Below are 15,445 nucleotides of genomic sequence, written 5' to 3' on the forward strand. Positions count from 1 at the left end.
CCGTCATGTGCTCAGCGCAGGCTGAATCCGTCGACGAGCGGGTCGCCCTCGTCGAGCTCGAACTCGCACCGGCCCACGCGGTAGGCCTGCCCGGTCACCTCGGGGATCACGCCGTCGGCGGTGCGCTCGGCCACTCGGGCCCGGAAGCGCGTGCCGATGATCGAGTCGTGTGTGAGGACCTCGTCGTCGCCGAGGGCGCCCGTGTCCGCGAGCAGGGCGACGCGCGCCGCCGTGCCCGAGCCGCAGGGACTGCGGTCGACCTCCCCGTCGGCGAACACGGTCACGTTGCGCTGCCATGGGCCGTCGTCGGTGCGGCCCAGGTCGTCGAAGAGGATCGTCCCGTAGACGCCCGAGAGGTGGGCATCCTCGAGCTGCGCGGCCGGATGGTCGTTCAGCGCCCACTTGATCTCGCGGCCCAGCCGGATGAGATCGCTTGTGTGTCCGGGGGTCACGTCGAGCCCGAGGGCCGCGGCGGGGAGGGTCGCATACACGGCTCCGCCGAACACGAGGTCGACCTCGACGTCGCCGCGCGTCGTCGCCAGGCGGATGCCGCGCGCGAGCACGCGCGACTCGACGTTGCGGAACACCACGCCGGTCGTGCGCCCGTCCTCGCGTTGCACCCGTGCCTGCACCCGACCGCTCGGGACGTCGATCGTGACGACGGCCTCGCCATCGTCGGGAGCTGGGACGCGGCCGGTGCGCACCGCCCATTCGCCGAGGGCGATGGTGCCGTGCCCGCAGGCGGTCGAGAAGCCGTCCTTGTGCCAGAACAGCACGCCGAAGTCGGCGCCGTCGTCGTCGGGCGGCGTCAGGAATCCGCCGTACATGTCGTCGTGGCCGCGCGGCTCGAGGCAGAGGAATCGGCGCACCGCGTCGGCGTCGCCCGTCATCGCGTCGATCCGTCGCTCGGCGACGGTGGCGCCTCGGGTCGCCACGCCCTCGACGATGCGGAACGGCTCGCCGGCCGTGTGCCAGTCCTCGGTGGTCCAGCGCATCAGTCCGTCCCTCCGGCGCCGGCGACGCCCGTCTCGAGCGCGAGCCTCGCGACGGCGAGGTCCTGCCATCCCATGCCGCAGGTCTTGAACACGCGCGGCCGGTCGAAGCGCACGGGCTGGCGGCCGTCGAGGATGCGAGCCATCGGCACGACGTCGTCGTGGGAGAGGTGGCCCTCCGCCACCGCCATGATGACGTCGCCCGCTTCCGTGCGCGCGATGCGGCCGGTCTCGACGATGACCTGGGCGCGGCCCAGGAGCGTACCGGGGAGCTCTCGCTGGTCGGGCTCGTGCGATCCGACCGCGACGATCGCGGCCCGGTCGGAGACGAGTCCGGCGCCGAAGAGCGGTTCGGTCGCGGTCGACGCGCAGACCACGAGGTCGGCGCCGGCGACATCGTCCGGGCCGCCCACCGCGACGTCCGCGTGCGGGACGTACGCCCGCGCCGCGTCGCTCGCGCGCTCGGCCTTCGCCCGGTCGCGACCCACGATGCGCACGCGTCGCAGGTCGCGGACGGCGGCCGTCGCCTCGACGTGACGCAGGCCCTGCGGCCCGGTGCCGAACACGACGAGCGACGAGGCGTCGGGGGTCGCCGTGGCGTCGAGCACGGCGGCCGACACGGCGGGCGTGCGCAGGCTCGTGAGCGCCGTGCCGTCCATGATGGCGACGGGGGCGAGCGTGTCGCCGTCGAGGACGACGTAGACCGCCTGGATGCGCTCGAGGCCGCGCGCGGGATTGCCCGGCGCGACGGTGGCGAGCTTCTGACCCGCGAGGCCCTCGATCGCGGAGGGCATGAGCAGCAGCTGGCCCCCGGGGACGTCGACGATGCCCCGCGGCGGGTCGGAGTCGGGATCGAACCCGCCGCGCACGAGCTCCTGAACGGCGCGGATCGCGGCGCGCATCGTCACGCGCGCCTCCACCGCAACGCCGTCGATCAGCTGGATGGAATCGAGTACCCCGGCCATTCGGGCAAGTCTAAGGAGTAATGCGTAATATGTCACGTAGCGCGCATTGTCGATCGGCCAGCGGGTGGACTCGCTCCGAGAGGCCGACCCGGTTCGCGGCCCGCGCGAGGATCTGGCAGAATAGGCGGTTGGACCGCCGCCCGACCCTCTATCCGGCCGTGGTCCGACCCTTCGAGCTTCCGCCGGGTGTGCACCCCACGCTCCAGGCGATCGGTTCAACCTCTTTCTACACATTCTGGAGAATCGTGGCTGTCAAGATCCGTCTCAAGCGGCTCGGCAAGATCCGTGCCCCGTACTACCGCATCGTCGTCGCCGACTCGCGCACCAAGCGCGACGGTCGCGTGATCGAGGAGATCGGCAAGTACCACCCCACCGAGGAGCCCTCGTTCATCGAGGTGAAGTCCGACCGCGCCCAGTACTGGCTCGGCGTCGGCGCCCAGCCGACCGAGCAGGTCCGCGCCATCCTGAAGCTGACCGGCGACTGGGGCAAGTTCAAGGGCGACAAGGACGCCAAGAGCACCGTCCGCACCGCCGAGCCCAAGGCCGAGTTCACGGTCGACGAGGCCAAGAAGTCGGTCGTCAAGCCCAAGGCCGAGAAGCCGGCCAAGGCCGAGGAGCCGGCCGCCGAGGCTGCCGACGAGGCCGCATCGGACGAGGCGTAGGCCTTGCTCACTTCCGCGCTCGAGCACCTCGTCAAGGGGATCGTCGATCACCCCGACGAGGTGAAGGTCGTCTCCGCGTCGAGCGCACGCGGCGAGGTCCTCGAGGTGCACGTGCACCCCGAGGACCTCGGCCGCGTCATCGGGCGGTCCGGTCGCACCGCGAAGGCGCTGCGCACCATCGTCGCCGCCCTCGCCGACGGTCGCCGGGTCCGTGTCGACGTCGTCGACACCGACGACTGACGTGGCCGCGGCGAACCGCCCGCAGCAGCTCCGCGTCGGCCGGCTGACCAAGGCGCACGGGCTCAAGGGCGCCATCAAGCTCGAGCTGTACACCGACGATCCCGAGCGCCGCTTCGTGCCGGGCGCCGAGTTCTCGCTCCAGGTGCCCGAATCGTCACCGTGGCACGGCAAGCACCTCACCCTCCGCGAACTGCGCTGGTACAACGGCCATCCGGTCGGGTTCTTCGAGGGCGTCGACGACCGCACGGCGGCCGAGGCCCTCGTCAAGGCCATCCTCTGGGTCGACCAGCCGGCCGACGAGGACCAGGAGCCGGATGCCTGGTACGACCACCAGCTCGTCGGCCTGGCCGTCATCCGCGACGGCGAGCGGGTCGGCGAGGTCGCCCACGTCGACCACCTGCCCGCCCAGGACCTCCTCGTCGTGAAGACCGGTCGCGGTGAGGTCATGGTCCCGTTCGTCTCGGCCATCGTTCCGGCCGTCGACCTCGAGGCGGGCACCGTCACGGTCACCCCGCCGCCGGGCCTGTTCGAGGAGCTGCCCGACGAGCCCGAACCCGCCGACGGCGGCGACGCCGAGGCATCCGACGACCGGCCCGACGCCGACTAGGAGCCGATCGTGCGGATCGACATCGTCACGATCTTCCCGTCGTTCTTCGACGTGCTCGACCTGTCGCTGCTCGGCAAGGCGCGGCAGACCGGCCTGATCGACGTGCGCACGCATGACCTGCGCGACTTCGCGCACGACCGGCACCGCACCGTCGACGATACGCCCTACGGCGGTGGCGCCGGCATGGTCATGAAGCCCGAGCCCTGGGGCGAGGCCCTCGACGCGATCGTCGGCGACGGCCCGTCCGACGCGCTGCTCGTGGTGCCGTCTCCGGCGGGTGAGCCCTTCACGCAGCAGACCGCGCGCGAGCTCGCCGCCGAGGAGCACCTGGTCTTCGCGTGCGGCCGCTACGAGGGCATCGACCAGCGCGTGGTCGACCACTACGCCGCGCGCATGCGCGTGCGCCCCATCAGCCTCGGCGACTACGTGCTGAACGGCGGCGAGGTCGCCGTGATGGCGATGATCGAGGCCGCGGGCCGGCTCGTGCCCGGGGTCGTCGGCAACCCCGAGAGCCTCGTCGAGGAGTCCCACGAGGACGGCCTGCTCGAATACCCCAGCTACACCAAGCCCGCCGTGTGGCGCGGGCTCGAGGTGCCGCCGGTGCTGCTCTCCGGCCACCACGGCCGCGTGGCCGAATGGCGTCGCGAGCAGCAGGTCGAGCGCACGCGACGCGTGCGACCCGAGCTCCTTGCCGATGACGCGTCCGCGTCGCCCGAGTGAGGGACTCTTCACGCGCCGGAAACACTCGGGTCGGTTCCGTGAAACACGCCCTGAATAGCGTCGAAACCGGCGGCTGACACCGGATCCCGCCGGGAAGCGCGGGTCGGGTCATGGGACGGACGGGTGGATCCGGAGGATCGCCGGAGCGCGCCGGACTTCCCCCGCTCCGTCTCGTCGCCGTGACCCACGGCACGCCGTCCACCGCGAACCGCGAGGCGGTGATCCGCCTCGCCGACGGTGTCGCCTCCGCCCGCCCCGACCTGGGCGTGTCGATCACGTTCGTGGATGCGAGCAACGTCGACGTCAGCTCAGCCCTCGAGGCGGCGGCCGAGCCGGATGCCGTGATCGTGCCGCTCGTGCTCTCCGCGGGCTTCCACGTGCGCACCGGGCTCTCGCTGGGACTCGACCGCATCGGCGGCTCCGCGCGGCTCGCCGCCGAGCTCGGACCCGACGAGCGCCTCGTCGAGGTGCTCGCGCAGCGACTCGACGAGCTCGGCCTCGCCGACGGCGACACGGTCCTCCTGGCCGCCGCCGGATCGAACGATCCGCGCGCGGTCCGCGAGTGCTTCGAGACGGCGCGGCGGCTGGGCCAGCGGCTCGGGCGCTCGGTGACCGCAGGGTTCATCGCGGCGGCGATCCCGCGGCTGCCCGACGCGATCGAGATGATCCGCGAGGTGCACCCGGGTTCGCGCGTGGTCGTCGGCCCGTACCTGCTCGCACCGGGAACCTTCTACGACCAGGCCACGACTTCCGGGGCCGACGTGATCGCCGACCCGCTGCTGCTGCCCGACGAGCCCGCGCCGCGTGCGCTCGTCGACCTCGTGATCGATCGCTACGCCGCGGTCGGGCACGAGCGGCGCGAGCGCGCCTGAGGGCGCTCCCGCCCGAGACGCTCAGGCGGTGAGGGATGGCGCGCCGTCCGCTTGCGCGGTGCGCGCCAGCACCTCCGCGATGCGGCCGCGGCAGCCGCCGCACCCGGTCCCGGCACGGGTGTCGCGGCCGACGCACTCGACGGTCCCGTGCCCGCACGCGGCGGACTCCTCGATGCGACCGACCGTGACGCCGTTGCACCAGCACACCGTGGTCTCGGGTGCGAAGGCGTCCGCGTCCCCGGCGGGGTCGTAGTCCGGCCCGTCGAATCTGAGCAGCAACGACCGGTCGGCGGGCAGTTCGCCGCCCCGCTCGAACAGCAGCGTGAGCTCGGCCGCGGTGCGCGGCATCCCGACGCTCGCGAACCCCGTGAGGACGCCGTCCTCGGTGACCATCTTCACGTAGCGCAGGTGCTCGGGGTCGGCCCACTGGGCGACACGCCGCCGCGGAGCGAGCGCGTCGTCGTCCCACGGATCTGCGCTGACGTCGCCGACGGCCACCACGTCGACGTGCTCGGCCTTGAGCATCACGATCGGCTCGCGCTCGGTGGGCAGCGCCGCCTCGGTGCCGATGCCAGCCACCTCGGCGGCCAGGGCGGCCGCGAGCCACGAGGCCTGGCGCCAGCCCGGTCCGATGAGGCCGGATGGTGCGCCCGGGAGGTCGCGCCGTCCGGCGGTCTCGTCGGTGCGCTCGACGACCTGCGCGCAGTCGCCGATCGCGTACACGTCCGGGTCGGTCCAGCTCCGCAGGTCGGGGCCGACCACGACGCCCGTGGCGGTTCGCAGCCCCGCGAGCGTGGCGAGCTCGTTGCGCGGGCTCACGCCGCACGAGAGCACGAGGAGGTCGCCGCGGAGCTGCTTGCCGTCGGCCGTCACGAGCATGTCGAACCGACGAGTGCCGTCCTCGTCGGTGCGGAATCCGACGGCTTCGGCTCGGCTGTGGGCGATGACCGTGATGCCGGTGCGTCGCAGCGCCGCACGCAGCACCTGTCCGCTCCCGCGGTCGAGGTTGCGCGGCATCGGGATCGGGCCGTGGTGCACGACGCACACCTGCGCTCCGGCGTGCTGCGCCGCGAGGGCGAGCTCGAGCCCGAGCACGCCTGCGCCGAGTACGATGACGCGACGGCGGCCGCGCACCGCCTCGAGCACGCGCTGCGCGTCATCGAGGTCGCGGAGCGCGGTGATGCCCGCGGGGAGCGCGTCGTCGCGAGCCACGAGCGTCGACGCGTGCTTCTCGAGCGACGCGAGGTCTCGGCGGTGCCGCTCGACCCCGTCGAGCGTCGGCACGTTCGCCCGCGAGCCCGTCGCGAGCACCACGCGGTCGTAGGGGAGCGCCTCGCCGTTCGAGCACCGTACGACGCGCGCCGAGCGGTCGATCGAGGTCGCCGCCACGCCGAGGAGCACGCGCGCCCCGGCGGCTTGTGCGGCCTCGCGGTCGCCCACGAGCATCGCGTCCAGCTCGGTGTTGCCGACCGCGTAGTCGGCCACGAGCACGCGGTTGTACGCCTCCGCGTGCTCGCCGCCGACGACCGTGACCACGATGCGACGGGCCGCGACCTCGGGCAGCAGCTCCTCGACGAAGCGGGCGCCGACCGGCCCGTAGCCGATGAGGACGATCCTGAGCGGTTCGGTCATGCGGGGGCTCCGGCTTCCGCGAGGCTCGTGACGCGCACGAGGTTGGTCTTGAACTCGGGCATCGACGAGATCGGATCGACCGCGTCGGAGGTGAGCAGGTTGGCCGCCTGATCGTCGCCGTAGTGGAACGGCAGGAACACCGCGTCGGGCCGGATGTCGGTGGTGACCCGTGCTCGGCCGCGCACTGTGCCGCGACCGTTCGCGAGCTCGACGGGGTCGCCGTCGGCGATGCCGAGGCGGGCCGCGGTGGCCGGATGCAGCGACGCGCGCAGTTCGGGCTGTGCCTCGAGCAGTTCGGGCACCCGTCGGGTCTGCGCGCCGCTCTGGTAGTGCTCGAGCAGACGGCCGGTCACGAGCGTGAGCTCACCCCGGGCCGCGGAGCGATGCGCCGCGGCGCGGACCGTGACCGCGACGAGCCGAGCGCGCCCGTCGGGGTGCGCGAAGCGGTCCGCGAAGAGGCGGGGAGTGCCGGCGCTTCCGCGAGGGTACGGCCAGTACATCGCCTCGCCGGCGTCGAGCTGTGCGTAGTCGATTCCCGAGTAGTCGGCGATGCCGCCCTCGGACGCGAGCCGGAGCTCTTCGAACACCGCCTCGGGGTCGGTGTCGAAGGCCGCAGTCGAGCCCAGTCGCCGCGCCAGCTCGTGCATGATCCACAGCTCGTCGCGCGCGCTCGGCGGCGGGGCGAGGGCACGACGCCGACGGATGACGCGACCCTCGAGGTTCGTCATCGTCCCCTCCTCCTCGGCCCACTGCAGCACCGGCAGCACGACGTCGGCCATCGCCGCGGTCTCCGAGAGCACGAAGTCGCACACCACGAGCAGGTCGAGCGCCTCGACCCCGCGGCGCACCGCTGCCGCATTGGGCGACGAGACGACGAGGTTGGAGCCGTGCACCATGAGCGCTCGCACGCCGCCGGGCTGGCCGAGCGAGCCGAGCAGTTCGATGGCCGGTACCCCCGGGCCGGGGATCTCCGCCGGATCGACGCCCCACACCCGGGCGACGTGCGCGCGGGCGTCGGGATCGGTGATCTTGCGGTAGCCGGGGAGCTGGTCGCACTTCTGGCCGTGCTCGCGCCCGCCCTGCCCGTTGCCCTGGCCCGTCAGCGTGCCGTAGCCGCTGCCGAGCCGCCCGGGCAGGCCGAGGAGCAGTGCGAGGTTGATGGCCGCCGTCGCCGTGTCGGTGCCGTCGACGTGCTGCTCGACGCCCCGGCCCGTGAGGATGTACGTGTTGCCGCCGGCCGCCAGGCGACGCGCGAGGCGCCGGACGGTCGGCGCGGCGACCCCGGTGACGGCCTGCACGCGCTCGGGCCACCACGAGGCGACGCTGCGTCGCACGGATTCGAACCCGGTGGTGCGCGCGGCGACGTACGCCTCGTCGATCAGTCGCTCGGCGATCACCACGTGCGTGATGCCGAGCAGCAGCGCGAGGTCGGTGCCGGGTGCCGGCTGCACGTGCAGCCCCTTGCCGTCGTCCGTCAGCTTCGCGGTCGCGGTGCGCCGCGGGTCGACGACGACGAGCCCGCCCGCGGCCTGCGCGCCCGCGAGGTGGCCGATGAACGGCGGCATGGTCTCGGCGACGTTGGTGCCCAGCAGCAGGATCGTCTCGGCGTCGTCGAGGTCGGCCAGCGGGAACGGCAGCCCGCGGTCGACGCCGAACGCGCGGTTGCCCGCGGCGGCGGCCGACGACATGCAGTACCGGCCGTTGTAGTCGATCCGGCTCGTGCCGAGCGCCAGCCGGGCGAACTTGCCCAGCAGGTACGCCTTCTCGTTCGTGAGTCCGCCGCCGCCGAAGACGCCGACCGCGTCGGCGCCGTGCTCCGAGCGGATGTCGCGCAGCCGGGCCGCGACGAGGTCGAGGGCCTCGTCCCAGCTCGCCTGCCGGAGCGCGCCATCGGCGCCCCGCACGAGCGGGGCGCCGAGGCGAGACGGTGCTCGGAGCAGCTCCGCCGACGTCCAGCCCTTCTTGCAGAGCCCGCCGCGATTCGTGGGGAAGTCGCGGCCGGCGACCGTCACGGGTGTGGTCGCGGCGTCCGCGACATCCGTCGTCGTGAGGGTCATCGCGCACTGCAGGGCGCAGTACGGGCAGTGCGTGGGGACGGGGCCGTCGGTCATGCGTGCTCGATTCAGATCTTGTGCTCGCGGAGGTGGCGGGGGCGGACGTACACCGCCCACGTGAGGGCGAGCAGCACCACGTACCCGGCGATGAAGCCGAGGAACGCGCCCGCGTAGTTCCCGGTCGTCTGGAACGACAGGTTCAGCGCCTGCGGGATCAGGAAGCCGCCGTACGCGCCGATCGCCGAGATGAGGCCGAGCGCGGCGGCGGCCTTGCGCTGCGTCGACACGTCGCCCGCGCCGCGCCCCGACCGCATCGCGAACACGATCGGCACCATCCGGTAGGTCGAGCCGTTGCCGATTCCGGCTGTGGCGAACAGCATCAGGAACAGGCCCAGGAACAGCCAGAAACTGCCGAGCGGCAGGGTCGCGAGTACCGCCGCCGTGATGCCGGCCATCGCGGCGAACGCGATCATCGTGATGCGCGCACCGCCGAAGCGGTCGGAGAGCCGGCCGCCGTACGGGCGTGCGAGGGAGCCCACGAGTGCACCGAGGAACGCGAGCGACACGGTCGCACCGAGCACGTGGATGGCCGAGAACTCGGGGAACTGGTCGGCGATGAGCTTGGGGAACACGCTCGCGAAGCCGATGAACGAGCCGAACGTGCCGATGTAGAGCAGTGACAGCAGCCAGAGGTGCGGCTCCTTGAGCGCCGCGGCCGAACCCGAGAGGTCGGCCTTGGCGTTGGACAGGTTGTCCATGTACCGCCACGCTCCGAACATCGCCACGACGATGAGCGGGATCCAGACGAGCCCGGCCAACGGCAGGTTCAGCGTCGCGCCGGCGCCGATCGTGATGACGATCGGCACCGTGAACTGCGCGACCGACGCGCCGAGGTTGCCGCCGGCGGCGTTCAATCCGAGCGCCCAGCCCTTCTCCCGCTGCGGGTAGAAGTACGTGATGTTCGACATCGAGCTCGCGAAGTTCCCGCCCCCGAAGCCCGCGAGCGCGGCGGCCGCGAGGAGGACGCCGAACGGCGTCTCGGGATTCGACACGCAGATCGCGAGGGCGATCGTCGGGGCGAGCAGCAGGCCGGCCGAGATGATCGTCCAGTTGCGGCCGCCGAAGATCGGCACGAGGAACGAGTAGGGGATGCGGAGCGTCGCGCCCACGAGGCTCGGGATCGAGATGAGCCAGAACAGCTCGCCGGTCGAGAGCTGGAACCCGGCGGCGGGCAGTGCCACGGCCACGATGCTCCAGAGCTGCCAGACGACGAAGCCGAGGAACTCGGCGAAGATCGACCAGTTCAGGTTGCGGCGGGCGATACGTCGGCCCTCGCGCTCCCACTGGGTGGTGTTCTCGGCGTCCCAGCCGTGGATCCAGCGGCCGGGCCGGGTCGTGAGGAGTCCCTCGTCGGTCGCGCTCGCGGTGCGGGTCGCGGCATCCGTCGCGGCGGGCGGGGGAGCCTGGATGGTGTCGGTCATCGGTGCCTCCGGGAGGTCTCGGTCTCGAGGATTCGAGGTGGTGTCGCCGACGCTATCGACGCCGTGTTTCCCTGGATGGCGCGGGCTGTGAACCCTGCGTTCCCACTTGCTCACCCTCGGAGGTGGGCTGTGTGAGGCGGTGGTCACACATCGATCCGGTACCCGCGCTTGACGACCGTGGCGATCAGCCCCGGCACGCCGAGGGTCTGACGCAGCCGGCTCAGCGCGACCTCGAGCGCGTGCTCGTCGGTCGTGCCCGGCATGCTCGCCGCGAGCCGGTCCCGGGAGACGACGGTGCCACGCGCCTGCACGAGCGTGCGCAGGATCGCGAGGCCGAGCGGGGCGAGCTCGACGCGGCGTCCGCCGAGGTCGACGGCCGAGCCGCGCAGCGCGAGCGGACCGAGCTGGGTCTGGAGCCTGACGATCCGCTCGGTCTCGAGGTGCTCGCAGACCTGCCGGATCATCGCGCCCATCCGGAAGCGATCGGGCTGCAGCGCGTCGATCCCGGCGGTGAGCAGCGGCGCGGCAGTGACCGGACCCACCGCCGCCGCGACGACCGGCCCGCGCATCGCGTCGATGAGGTCGTCGTGGCGGCCTCGCGCCTCGGCGGCCCCGAGCAGTGCGTGGACGGCCGGCGCGCTCGTGAACGTGATGCAGTCGAGGCCGCCCGTGCAGGCGGCCTCGATCAGGCGGTCCACGCGCTCGTCCGTGAAGTCGGGGTCGATCCACCGGTACGGCTCCACCGTGAGCACCGTGTCGTGCGCATCGCGCAGACGGTCGAGCGCCTCCGGCGGAAGGTAGCCGTGGAGCTGCACCGCGACGGTGAGTCCCCGCGGATGGTTCGCGAGCACCTCGTCGATGAGCGACTCGGTCGTCTCCTCCGCGCTCATGCCGACGTCGTCGAGCCCCGCGGCCCGGATGCCGCCGCGTGCCTTCGGGCCGCGGACCAGGATCGCCGTCTCGTGCAGCGCGTCGAGCAGGTCGTCGCCCAGCCCCGCGGCATCCGCGACCTCGAACCACCGGCGGACGCCGTAGGCGGTCGTCGCGAGCAGGACGTCGGGGCGGGCCTCGATGATCGCGCGCGTGTCGGCGATGACGGGCTCGTCGGAGCTCGCGTTCGCCATGCGGATGGTCGGCGCGTGCAGGACCTGCGCGCCGCGGCGCACGAACGCGTCGATGAGGTCCCCGGATCGCCGGTCGCTCGTGACGCCGATCCGGAACCCCTGCAGTTGGTCGGGGCGGAACCCGATCGCGCACTCCGCCTGGTCGGTCATGTGGCCACCGCCGCAAGGCCGGCCGCGCGTTCCATCAATACGCTCGCGTCCTGGTCGCCGTCGTGTGCAAGGCGAACGACCTCGCCCACGACGATGACCGCCGGCGAGGTCACGCGCGCGACGCCCGCGAGGGTCACGATGCCGCCGAGGTCGGCGAGGGTCGTCCGCTGATCGCGGCGGAAGCCGCGTTCGATGATCGCGACGGGCATCGATGCGCGCATGCCGTGCCGGGCGAGGCCGGCAGTCAGCATCGGCAGCGTGTTCACGCCCATGAGCACGACGATCGTGCCGCCGAGGCCTGCGAGGTGCCGCAGCTCGTCGTCGGTGAGCGGCGCGTGCCCTGAGACGACCGTGAACAGGTGGCTGACGCCGCGGTGGGTGAGCGGGATGCCGGCGGCGCCGGGGACCGCGACGGCGCTCGTCACGCCGGGGACGACCTCGACGGGAACCCCCGCGCGGTGGCAGGCGAGCACCTCCTCGCTGCCGCGTCCGAGCACGTAGGGGTCGCCGCCCTTGAGGCGGACCGCGTGCCGGCCCGCGAGCGCGTGGCCGACGAGCAGCGCCTCGATCTCCTGCTGCGGGATGGCGTGATGCCCGGGTCGCTTGCCGACGTCGACGAGCTCGGCGTCGGGAGCGAGTTCGGCGAGCCTGGCGTGCGGGGCGAGCCGGTCGTAGAGCACGACGTCGGCGGCGCCGAGCGCCCGAACGGCGGCGATGGTCAGCAGGTCCTCGCGGCCGGGTCCGCCGCCGACGAGCGTGACGCGGCCCGTCATGCGTCGGCCCCGCGCACCGGAATGGTGGGCCCGGCGACCAGCACCGCGTCGCCGCGGGCGATCTCCTCGGCCGTGGCCGGGCGCAGCTGCCCGCGTTCCTCGATGCGCGCGAGCGGGGTGTCGGCGGCCTCCGGCGCGTTCACGAAGGACCGGAATCGTCTGAGCCGGTCGGGGTCGGCGAGCGTGGCCGCCCACTCGTCCTCGTAGGTGTCGACGTGCTTGGACATCGCGGCTTCGAGCTCGTCGGCGAGGCCGAGCGAGTCGTGCACCACGACGTCGCGCACGTGCGCCAGCCCGCCCTCGATGTCCTCGATCCAGCGGGCGGTCCGCTGCAGCCGGTCGGCCGTGCGGATGTAGTACATGATGTAGCGGTCGATGTACCGGAGAAGCGTCGCATCGTCGAGGTCCCCGGCCAGCAGCTGCGCGTGCGCCGGCTGGAAGCCGCCGTTCCCTCCGACGTACAGGTTCCAGCCCTGGTCGGTGGCGATCACGCCGACGTCCTTGCCCCGCGCCTCGGCGCACTCGCGCGCGCAGCCCGAGACGCCGAACTTCAGCTTGTGCGGCGAGCGCAGGCCCCGGTAGCGCAGCTCGAGGCGGATCGCCATGCCGACCGAGTCCTGCACGCCGTAGCGGCACCAGGTCGACCCGACGCAGCTCTTCACGTTGCGCAGCGCCTTGCCGTACGCCTGGCCCGACTCGAATCCGGCGTCGACGAGCCGCCTCCAGATGTCGGGCAGCTGCTCGAGGCGGGCGCCGAACAGGTCGATGCGCTGGCCGCCCGTGATCTTCGTGTAGAGGCCGAAGTCCGTCGCGACCTGCGCGATGACCGCGAGCTTCTGCGGCGTGATCTCGCCGGCCGGGATGCGTGGGACCACCGAGTAGGTCCCGTCCTTCTGCATGTTCGCCATCGCGCGGTCGTTGGTGTCCTGGAGGCCGCCGCGACCGCCGTCGAGGATGTACGCGCCGTGCTGGGCGGCGAGGATCGATGCGACGACGGGCTTGCAGACGTCGCAGCCCCGTCCGGTGCCGAGCCGCGCGACGATCTCCTCGAACGAGGTGAGCTCGAGCACCCGGATGGACTCGAACAGCTCCTGGCGCGAGATCGCGAAGTGCTCGCACAGCGCGCGTGAGACGGCCTGGCCCGACTTCTTCAGCTCGGCTTCCAGCAGCTTCTTCACGAGCGGCACGCACGAGCCGCACTGGGTGCCGGCGCGCGTGCACGTCTTGAGCGCACCCAGCTCGGTGCAGCTCGCGTCGTGGCCGCCGTGCGGCCCGGTCACCGCGTCGCGGATGGCGCCGGCGGGGACGTTGTTGCACGCGCAGACGAGCGCGGCCGCAGGGAGCTCGTCGCCGCCCGGCGCCTCCATGCCCGATGCGGAGAGATAGGCTGCCGGCTCGCCCGAGAGCTCGGTGCCGAGCAGCGGCCGCAGCGACGCGTACGGCGAGGCGTCGCCCACGAAGATCCCGCCCAGCAGCGTCTTCGCGTCATCCGTCATCACGAGCTTCTGGTACAGCCCGCGCGCGGGGTCGGCATAGACGATCTCGAGCGCCTGCTCGGTGCGCGCGAGCGCGTCGCCGAAGCTCGCGACATCCACGCCGGCGAGCTTGAGCTTGGTCGCGTCGTCGACGGTGGTGAACTCCGCCGCACCGCCGAGAAGCCGATCGGCGACCACCTCGGCCATGGCGTTCGCCGGCGCGACGAGGCCCGTGCAGCGGCCCTCGACGCTCGCGACCTCGCCGATGGCCCAGACGTTCGGCACGGATGCCGCGCACGCCGTGTCGACGGCGACGCCGCCGCGCGGGCCGAGCTCGAGCCCCATCGCTCGAGCCAGCTCGTCGCGCGGCGCGATCCCGATCGCGAACACGACGAGATCGGCGTCGACGCGGCGGCCGTCGTTGAGCTCCACCCCCACGACGCCGCCGCTGCTGGTGAGCACCTTCGCGGGGCGGATCCCGAGGTGCAGTTCGATGCCCGTGCCCGCGATGATGCGGCCGAGCGCGCGTCCGGCGCCCTCGTCGAGCTGGGCCGACATGAGCCACTTGCCCGAGTGCACGATCGCCGCGTCGGCGCCGAGGTCGGCGAGACCGCCCGCCGCTTCGAGGCCGAGCAGTCCGCCGCCCGCGACGACGGCGCGCGGCGCGCGGCCGAGACGTTCGGCCAGCTCACGTGTCTCGGCGACGAGCGCGTCGACGTCGTCGATGGTGCGGTAGACGCGAGCGTGCTCGGATCCGGGGATCTCGGGCACCGGCGCGCTGGACCCGGTCGCGAGGACGAGCTCGTCCCAGCGGAGCTCCAGGCCCGAATCCGTCGTCGCCGTGCCCGTCGCGCGGCTGACCGCGACGACGCGCTCGCCGGTGAGCAGGCGAACATGGCCGTCGTCCCACGGCGTCGCCGGCAGGCTCAGATCGGTCCCGCCGTCCGCCAGGCGCGTGCTGAGCGCGACCCGGTCGTAGGGCGCCCAGCGCTCCTCGCCGACCACGGTCACGCGCAGCCGTCGCTCGGTGTCGCGCGCGTGCAGGCTGTCGGCCAGGCGGTGCGCCGCCGGGCCGCCGCCGACGACGACGACGTGTCGCGTGGCGGACGCGGCGTTCGCGGTCTCGTTCATGGCTGGCCTCCCCGGCTCGAGTTGACGGCGAGCGTAGGGCGGGGGCGTTTCGGCCCTGTTTCGTGGTCGTAACGCAACCGCTCCGGGACCTTACGAGCCGAGGACGGCCGTGTGAGGACGGTTTCACCGCCGCGAAACACGCGCGATGGGGCTCGGGTAACACGGCGGGCCTAGCGTCGGAGGCACCGAGCCGGAGGAGCCGAGATGACGTCCACCATCGAGATCACGACCACTTGGCAGCGCGCGTGCGCCGCGACCGACCTCGAACCCGGATGGGGCGAGGTCGCGCTGCTCGACGCCCGACGGGTCGCGCTCGTGCGCGTCGCCGCCGACGAGGTCTACGCGGTCGACCATCGCGACCCGCACACGGGAGCACCGGTCATGGCGCGCGGCATCGTCGGGTCGCGCGGCGACCGTCCGACCATCGCGTCACCCCTCCACAAGGAGGTGTACGACCTCGGCACGGGCGAGTGCTTCACCGATCCGACCCTGTCGCTGCGGACCTATCGCACGCGCGTGGTCGGCGGGATGATCGAGGTCGAACTCGACGGATGACGCGACGCGGCG

The 15,445-nt window shown here is 72.8% G+C and carries 14 protein-coding genes; 6 read left to right on the forward strand and 8 right to left on the reverse strand.

The annotated features are described in order from the left end of the window. Nucleotides 1-11: 11 nt before the first annotated feature. Both BLT99_RS04275 and BLT99_RS04280 read right to left on the reverse strand, forming a co-directional pair. Entirely contained in the window at nucleotides 12-995 is a 984-nt protein-coding gene (locus BLT99_RS04275) for a proline racemase family protein (RefSeq protein ID WP_092669552.1), read from the reverse strand. Then, nucleotides 995-1,957 carry an ornithine cyclodeaminase family protein gene (locus BLT99_RS04280; RefSeq protein WP_229724671.1) on the reverse strand — a complete coding sequence of 321 codons (963 nt, stop codon included), beginning with the start codon at nucleotides 1,955-1,957 and terminating at the stop codon, nucleotides 995-997. The genes BLT99_RS04275 and BLT99_RS04280 overlap by 1 nt, the downstream gene beginning before the upstream one ends. Nucleotides 1,958-2,202: 245 nt before the next feature. Here BLT99_RS04280 and rpsP point away from each other — a divergent pair, with 245 nt between their 5' ends. The 5 genes from rpsP (at nucleotide 2,203) to BLT99_RS04305 (ending at nucleotide 5,058) form a co-directional block, all read left to right on the forward strand. Beyond that, nucleotides 2,203-2,619, forward strand: coding sequence for a 30S ribosomal protein S16 (rpsP, locus tag BLT99_RS04285; protein ID WP_092669554.1), 417 nt, complete (start codon nucleotides 2,203-2,205; stop codon nucleotides 2,617-2,619). A gap of 3 nt (nucleotides 2,620-2,622) precedes the next feature. Further along, nucleotides 2,623-2,859: an RNA-binding protein gene (locus BLT99_RS04290; RefSeq protein ID WP_092669556.1), complete on the forward strand. Its 237-nt coding sequence runs from the start codon at nucleotides 2,623-2,625 to the stop codon at nucleotides 2,857-2,859. A gap of 1 nt (nucleotide 2,860) precedes the next feature. Then, the gene (rimM, locus tag BLT99_RS04295; RefSeq protein ID WP_092669558.1) at nucleotides 2,861-3,466 is read left to right on the forward strand and encodes a ribosome maturation factor RimM; all 606 of its coding nucleotides are present in this window, start codon (nucleotides 2,861-2,863) and stop codon (nucleotides 3,464-3,466) included. 9 nt (nucleotides 3,467-3,475) lie between these two features. Beyond that, nucleotides 3,476-4,186 (forward strand): tRNA (guanosine(37)-N1)-methyltransferase TrmD, encoded by a 711-nt coding sequence (gene trmD, locus BLT99_RS04300; protein ID WP_092669560.1) that lies wholly within the window; start codon nucleotides 3,476-3,478, stop codon nucleotides 4,184-4,186. Nucleotides 4,187-4,365: 179 nt separating this feature from the next. After that, nucleotides 4,366-5,058 carry a sirohydrochlorin chelatase gene (locus BLT99_RS04305; protein ID WP_229724669.1) on the forward strand — a complete coding sequence of 231 codons (693 nt, stop codon included), beginning with the start codon at nucleotides 4,366-4,368 and terminating at the stop codon, nucleotides 5,056-5,058. Nucleotides 5,059-5,079: 21 nt separating this feature from the next. Here BLT99_RS04305 and BLT99_RS04310 read toward each other — a convergent pair whose 3' ends face one another. From BLT99_RS04310 to nirB, 6 genes are all read right to left on the reverse strand, one after another. Next, entirely contained in the window at nucleotides 5,080-6,690 is a 1,611-nt protein-coding gene (locus tag BLT99_RS04310; RefSeq protein ID WP_092669564.1) for an NAD(P)/FAD-dependent oxidoreductase, read from the reverse strand. Then, nucleotides 6,687-8,801 (reverse strand): molybdopterin oxidoreductase family protein, encoded by a 2,115-nt coding sequence (locus BLT99_RS04315; protein ID WP_092669566.1) that lies wholly within the window; start codon nucleotides 8,799-8,801, stop codon nucleotides 6,687-6,689. The genes BLT99_RS04310 and BLT99_RS04315 overlap by 4 nt, the downstream gene beginning before the upstream one ends. Before the next feature lie 11 nt (nucleotides 8,802-8,812). Further along, complete coding sequence (locus BLT99_RS04320; protein ID WP_092669568.1) at nucleotides 8,813-10,225, reverse strand: MFS transporter; 1,413 nt, start codon at nucleotides 10,223-10,225, stop codon at nucleotides 8,813-8,815. A 143-nt stretch (nucleotides 10,226-10,368) separates the two neighbouring features. Continuing rightward, nucleotides 10,369-11,499, reverse strand: a complete 1,131-nt coding sequence (locus BLT99_RS04325) for a uroporphyrinogen-III synthase (RefSeq protein WP_092669570.1) — start codon at nucleotides 11,497-11,499, stop codon at nucleotides 10,369-10,371. After that, nucleotides 11,496-12,272, reverse strand: coding sequence for a uroporphyrinogen-III C-methyltransferase (gene cobA / locus BLT99_RS04330; protein WP_092669572.1), 777 nt, complete (start codon nucleotides 12,270-12,272; stop codon nucleotides 11,496-11,498). Before cobA ends, BLT99_RS04325 begins: the two co-directional genes overlap by 4 nt. Beyond that, a complete protein-coding gene (gene nirB / locus BLT99_RS04335) occupies nucleotides 12,269-14,878 on the reverse strand; it encodes a nitrite reductase large subunit NirB (RefSeq protein ID WP_092669574.1) in 2,610 nt (869 codons plus the stop codon). The genes cobA and nirB overlap by 4 nt, the downstream gene beginning before the upstream one ends. A 204-nt stretch (nucleotides 14,879-15,082) precedes the next feature. On the opposite strand from nirB, the gene nirD reads away from it, so the two are divergent. Then, entirely contained in the window at nucleotides 15,083-15,433 is a 351-nt protein-coding gene (gene nirD, locus BLT99_RS04340) for a nitrite reductase small subunit NirD (RefSeq protein ID WP_092669576.1), read from the forward strand. Nucleotides 15,434-15,445 lie beyond the last annotated feature (12 nt).

It is taken from the genome of Agromyces flavus (assembly GCF_900104685.1).
GTDB classification, from domain to species: Bacteria; Actinomycetota; Actinomycetes; order Actinomycetales; family Microbacteriaceae; genus Agromyces; species Agromyces flavus.